The sequence below is a fragment of the Microcystis sp. LE18-22.4A genome (assembly GCF_027531105.1).
Classification (GTDB): Bacteria; Cyanobacteriota; Cyanobacteriia; order Cyanobacteriales; family Microcystaceae; genus Microcystis; species Microcystis aeruginosa.
In genome coordinates, this window is sequence record NZ_JAPZRB010000612.1 from 1 (window position 1) to 5,547 (window position 5,547).

At 41.1% G+C, this 5,547-nt stretch carries 9 protein-coding genes and 1 pseudogene; 5 read left to right on the forward strand and 5 right to left on the reverse strand.

Translation table 11 applies throughout. The features are described 5' to 3' along the window. Positions 1–242: 242 nt before the first annotated feature. Together O9295_RS26205 and O9295_RS26210 are read left to right on the forward strand one after the other, a co-directional pair. Positions 243–488 carry a UPF0175 family protein gene (locus O9295_RS26205; protein WP_002748168.1) on the forward strand — a complete coding sequence of 82 codons (246 nt, stop codon included), beginning with the start codon at positions 243–245 and terminating at the stop codon, positions 486–488. Beyond that, on the forward strand, positions 485–994 hold the full coding sequence (locus O9295_RS26210; RefSeq protein ID WP_288036195.1) for a PIN domain-containing protein: 510 nt from the start codon (positions 485–487) through the stop codon (positions 992–994). The genes O9295_RS26205 and O9295_RS26210 overlap by 4 nt, the downstream gene beginning before the upstream one ends. Positions 995–1,028: 34 nt before the next feature. Here the strand turns inward: O9295_RS26210 and O9295_RS26215 are convergent. Together O9295_RS26215 and O9295_RS26220 are read right to left on the reverse strand one after the other, a co-directional pair. Continuing rightward, positions 1,029–1,157: pseudogene (locus O9295_RS26215) on the reverse strand (PEP-CTERM sorting domain-containing protein); the annotation flags it as partial. A 229-nt stretch (positions 1,158–1,386) separates the two neighbouring features. Beyond that, the gene (locus O9295_RS26220) at positions 1,387–1,686 is read right to left on the reverse strand and encodes a hypothetical protein (RefSeq protein WP_288036196.1); all 300 of its coding nucleotides are present in this window, start codon (positions 1,684–1,686) and stop codon (positions 1,387–1,389) included. Between the two features lie 187 nt (positions 1,687–1,873). Between O9295_RS26220 and O9295_RS28010 the strand changes: the two genes are divergently transcribed. Further along, positions 1,874–2,158, forward strand: a complete 285-nt coding sequence (locus O9295_RS28010; RefSeq protein WP_052275851.1) for a DUF6888 family protein — start codon at positions 1,874–1,876, stop codon at positions 2,156–2,158. After that, positions 2,155–2,391, forward strand: coding sequence for a DUF6887 family protein (locus O9295_RS26225; protein WP_287707471.1), 237 nt, complete (start codon positions 2,155–2,157; stop codon positions 2,389–2,391). The genes O9295_RS28010 and O9295_RS26225 overlap by 4 nt, the downstream gene beginning before the upstream one ends. Before the next feature lie 219 nt (positions 2,392–2,610). Here O9295_RS26225 and O9295_RS26230 read toward each other — a convergent pair whose 3' ends face one another. The 3 genes from O9295_RS26230 to asnS form a co-directional block, all read right to left on the reverse strand. Beyond that, positions 2,611–2,838 (reverse strand): hypothetical protein, encoded by a 228-nt coding sequence (locus O9295_RS26230; RefSeq protein ID WP_002735928.1) that lies wholly within the window; start codon positions 2,836–2,838, stop codon positions 2,611–2,613. Further along, positions 2,826–3,128, reverse strand: coding sequence for a hypothetical protein (locus O9295_RS26235; protein ID WP_002759084.1), 303 nt, complete (start codon positions 3,126–3,128; stop codon positions 2,826–2,828). Before O9295_RS26235 ends, O9295_RS26230 begins: the two co-directional genes overlap by 13 nt. 421 nt (positions 3,129–3,549) lie before the next feature. Then, a complete protein-coding gene (gene asnS / locus O9295_RS26240; RefSeq protein WP_288036197.1) occupies positions 3,550–4,914 on the reverse strand; it encodes an asparagine--tRNA ligase in 1,365 nt (454 codons plus the stop codon). A gap of 142 nt (positions 4,915–5,056) precedes the next feature. On the opposite strand from asnS, the gene O9295_RS26245 reads away from it, so the two are divergent. Then, positions 5,057–5,547 (forward strand): RNA-guided endonuclease InsQ/TnpB family protein (locus O9295_RS26245; RefSeq protein ID WP_288036198.1); only part of this gene is annotated, 491 nt, incomplete at its 3' end.

Here is a 5,547-nt window from a genome sequence, read left to right on the forward strand (position 1 = left end):
TCCTTATCTGGCAAGAGACTTAATTGATTAGTTCGCTCTAGATCAAAAATAATTGACAAAAATCGCCAAATGCTTTTCTATATAAGGGTTCCATCCCTTATAACCCCCCTCCATTGCATAACACAAACCGAAGAGCCAAAATGTGTAAGGGGAAGAGACGCAAAAAATAAACCCCCTCAACTGACTAAATGAAGGGGGTTATGATATCATTCCAATAGGAAAGGATAGATAGGGTTATAGCCATGAGTATTGATATCTCCGATGAAATTCTCAGTGCCACACGCATGACTGAAGCTGAGATGAGGCAGGAAATTGCGGTCATGCTCTTTCAAAAAGAGAAGCTCACCCTTGCTCAAGCGAGTCGATTTGCAGGAATGAATCGTATTGCTTTTCAACACCTACTTGCAAGTCGTCAAATTCCGGTACACTACGATGTCGAAGATTTTGAACAGGATATTAAGAACTTGCGGGAGATGGGAAGATTGTGATTGTTGTCAGTGATACATCCCCTATCAACAATCTTGCCGCCATTAATCAACTTCATCTGCTACAACAACTTTACCAAATAGTTTTTATTCCTGAAGCAGTTTATCGAGAATTAACTGAGCCTGATTTTCCGGTAGCAGGTTCAATAGAAGTCCAAACCTTAGATTGGATTCAAACTCGAACGGTAACTAACCGCACAGTGATTGAAGCTCTTGCAGATGAACTAGATAAGGGAGAAGCTGAGGCTATTGCTTTAGCACTTGAGTTGGGAGCAGATCAAGTTTTGATTGATGAGCGTCGTGGTCGTAGAATTGCTGCTAGACTTAATCTTCGATACACAGGAATTCTGGGCATTTTAGTTGAGGCGAAGAATCGACGGTTAATCTCTGAGGTGAAACCCCTACTAGACGCTTTGATTGATCAAGCAGGATTTTGGGTGGCTGCACCTTTATACAGCAGTGTTTTACAGATTGTTGATGAAGAAAAAAATAAACCCCCTCAAGATTGAATGAAGGGGCATTTATGGTATTTTTATAAGCAATTTAGCCGACTTTTGTGGTTTCTTTTTCAGTGGATTTAGAGGGTTTTAGTTTGCGCTTGAGGGTTGAAGCTGCGCCGAGAGTGCCGAGAGCGAACAAACTAAGAACTGAAGTTGGTTCTGGTGTATGTACTAAAGAAACATTTAGTATCCGAGTAGTACCGTCAACACAAGTTTGATTGCAAGACTTAAAATCTGATGGTTGCTTACCAGTCAATGTACCTTGTACATACTTGTAAGTCCTGATATTAAAATGTGATCCATGTTTAAACGTCTCTGTACCAGAAGAATCCAGATCACGCCTAAAAGTTAGCTGAGGATGAACGTTCAAACCCTCTCCATGAGGAGCTTTTACATGAGAACTATTTATAGTAATTGTCAATAACTTTGGTTGGGGGGGGGGGGCCGGGGAGGGTCGTTTCTGTCGGTGCTGCTTGCACTTTCCAGTTATCTCCAATAGTAAAACCAGCCGTTGTATCGTCACCTTCATTGAAATAAAAAGAACCATCAAATCCATACGGATCATCTCTACGTATGTCCCATCCTAATATTGCCGCTTCAGAAGGCTTAGAAGCTGTAATAATAAGTGTTGCTCCTAGAGTTCCGCCTAAAGCTAACCTTGTGAGGTTTTTAACTGTTGATAATCTGGATAGTTTTATCATTGTCGTTCACCTTGAATTGGTTTTGAGCGAATTATACACACTCCCCCCCCACAACTGTATCAAAAGCTACAATTTATAAATCTTTATATTCCTCTCCCTAGCTTAGGGGTTGACAGAGCAGGGAGTCTCAGGTGTTTTCCTTTGTTTTACCCCTTCTCAGACGAACTATCCTCTTCCTTGAGTTATTGTGGCGCGGTCTGTCGGATTCGTCTTTGCGTTCATCTCTGTCTCGAAGTTGTTGAAGCAGATTCTCTATTTTGTTATAATTAGTGTCATTCGTTCGGTTTTGGGAGGGAAAAATATTCCGACACTTGCACAACTCTTACAATGTTATACCCTATCTTGTTGGGCAACAAGGTTTTATTTACCAATTAACTTAATAAGATTGGATGATCGTACTAAAAATATTTTCATGTTAATTGGTGAAGGTATTGAGATTGAAATTAAACCTAATGGACAATGGATAAAATGAATCAAAAACCTAATTTTAAAACTATGACCTCTCAAGAATTAAAAAGTTATGTATTATCTCATCGTGAGGATGACGAGGCTTTTTATGCTTATGTAGATAAGGTAAATGAAAGAAAAGATCGAGTAGTTTATCCACCTTTAAACTCCTTAGAAGATATGGAAAAATATCCCGAAGTTATTGAACAAATGCGTCAAGATTCCCGTCATAATTTTCAGCAAAATGAGTTAACTTAGATACAGTGCGATCGCACTCTCTCGCAGTCAGGTCAAGCAATAGCCCAACCCAAGACAGAAGGAGGATAACAGCACAGCACACACCCCCCACAACTGTATCAAAAGCTACAATTTATAAATCTTTACATTTCTCTCCCTGACGAGCTATCCACCATGAAACCCATCCTCAACGCCCAGATGATTTCGGAAGTTAGAGGACAACCAGAATAATGACCAATATCAACGGACGGGACTCAACTGCCCCAGTTCAACGCTCACTGCATCAAAGCGATTGTCCCCAGGGCGATAGGAGAGAATTTCCAAGCCAATCGGCTCGCCACTGGTGGAATCCTTAATCAGAATCACCCCATCCCCCAGTTCAGTACAAATCTGCTCCTTTCTGGGTTGCTGCCAGAAGACAGTCAGTAATTCCGTTTCCGGTTCATAGAAAACTTTTACTTGAGCCATAGCATTTCCCCTTCTTTAATCCCATCGGTTTGGTAGGCAGTAATCAAGAACCCATCTCCATTCAAACGCCGAGCCACTGCCACAACCCAACGTTTTTCCTGTCGCTGGCGATAGAATAGCAGCACCCCAGCATCGTGGCTACTGCGTCGAATTTCATCTGGTGAAGCTAGGGTAAGGGTCACTAATTCCTCCAACTCCTCAAGGTCAGGATGTTTGCCCATTAGCCTCTGCCAATAACCTTCTGAAGTTCTAACTGTAAATCCCAAAGGGGTAACAACTTCAAATTTCATTCCCAATCATGGATAGGATTCTCGTTTCGGTGATAAATATAATGGTCGTGTTGCCGATGCTCAATCTTCAATTCCTATATCTACAAGACAATTGGCAATGAGTTGGTCAAATTGCTCCCAATCTTCACTATCCCATGATGAATTATCATTTGATGTAGTATTTTGAGCGGATTCGATAAAGGTAATAATAACCGATTCTCCATACAACCACACATACTATCCCCCGTAACTGTATCAAAAGTTACAATTTAATAAATCTTTATATTTCTCTCCCTAACTAGCGATCGAGATTTTGGGGTTTTTGGGGAGTTCAAGAGCTTGGACTTGTACAATAAAGTTGTACAAGTCTCCAAAGACCAAGCAAATTAGCGCTAAAAGCTCAAGGATTACAACTTTTCTCCCGTCGATCCTAGACATCAACCTAAAAGTCGGCACTTAAAGGGGTCCGGGGGAAAGGAATCACATCGCGAATATTGGTCATTCCCGTCATGAATTGTACCAGACGCTCGAATCCTAAACCAAAACCAGCGTGGGGAACGGAACCGTAGCGACGCAGATCTAAATACCACCACAAATCATCGGGATTCATTCCCTGTTCCTGCATTCTTTGGATTAATACATCTAATCGTTCTTCCCGTTGGGAACCGCCGATAATTTCGCCGATCTTGGGTGCTAAAATATCCATAGCGGAAACGGTTTTATTACTGTCATCTAGACGCATATAAAAAGCTTTGATTGTCTTGGGATAATTGGTGACAATCACGGGTTTTTTAAATAGTTCTTCCGCTAGATAACGTTCGTGTTCTGACTGTAGATCTACGCCCCATTCTACCGGAAACTCGAACTGACGATCGGCTTTTTCTAATAACTCGATCGCTTCGCTATAGGTAATCCGGCCAAACTCGCTATTAACGATATTCTCGGCCGTACTTAACACCGTTTTATCGATACGTTCGTTAAAAAACTGCAAATCTTCGGGACAATTTTCTAAAACGAATTTAAAGATATATTTCAGAAAAGCTTCCGCTAAATCCTGATCCCCTTCCAAGTCACAAAAAGCCATTTCCGGTTCCACCATCCAAAACTCGGCCAGATGACGGGAAGTATTAGAATTTTCGGCGCGAAAAGTCGGGCCAAAAGTGTAAACATTAGATAAAGCCATGGCCATTACTTCCGCTTGTAATTGTCCACTGACGGTTAAATAGGCCCGTTTACCAAAGAAATCCTCGGCAAAATTGGCGGGTTTTTTTAAATCTAAACTGGTGACAGTAAATAATTCTCCCGCACCTTCGCAGTCGTTAGCGGTAATAATGGGAGTATGTACCCAAATAAAGCCCTTTTCTTGGAAAAAACTGTGGATAGCGGTGGCGCAAGCGTTTCTAACCCGCATTACTGCCCCTAGGGTGTTGGTTCTTGCTCGCAGATGGGCAATGGTTCTCAGAAATTCAAAGGAATGACGTTTCTTTTGTAGGGGATAATCCGCAGGACAGTCACCATAAAGGGTGATTTCGGCAGCTTTTAACTCGATATTTTGCCCTTTACCCGGGGAAAGAACCAAATTTCCCGAAACAGCGATCGCCGTTCCTGTACTAATTGTCTTTAGTACATTTTCATAGTCGGGTAAAGTCGGTTCGAGGATAACTTGTAAGTTGGCCAGGGATGAGCCATCATTAACTTCCAGGAAAGTAAATTCTTTTAATTCTCGTTTTGTTCTCACCCAACCCTGCACGGTGACGGATTGATCGGGTTGTCCTGTTTGAAAGATTTCCTTGATTCTGCTAGTCATTGCTTATCCCTATGTTAGAACCAAAGAGTATTTTAACTGAATGTCAGCAAAAGTCCCTCGCTTTTATGGACTTCTGCTGACTTTGTATATAGACAATTCTCGAAAACCATGTTATCATAGTTATAGTTTCTTGATAACTCTTATGTACAAAGCGTACAAATTCAGACTTAAGCCTAATACCGAGCAAGAAATAGCCTTAGCAAAAAGCTTTGGTTGTTGTCGTTGGTTTTGGAATTATTCCCTGAATTTATGCCAAGAAACCTATAAAACCACAGGAAAAGGACTGACACGAAACTATATTCAGGGACTATTGCCTAGTCTCAAAAAAGAATATGAGTGGTTGACAGATGCTTATTCCCAGTGCTTACAGGTTGTCGCTTTGAACTTATCCCAAGCTTATCAAAATTTCTTTGAGAAACGGGCGAGATTACCAAGATTCAAATCTAAACATGGTAAACAATCAATTAGCTATCCAGCTAATGTCAAATTTGAAGGTGACTACCTCAAATTACCGGGTAAAGTTGGATTAGTTTATTGTGTTCGTCATCGGGAATTTGCAGGAACAATTAAAACCGTTACTATCTCAAAAAACCCAGACGGTAAATACTACGCTTCTATTTTAGTTGATGACGG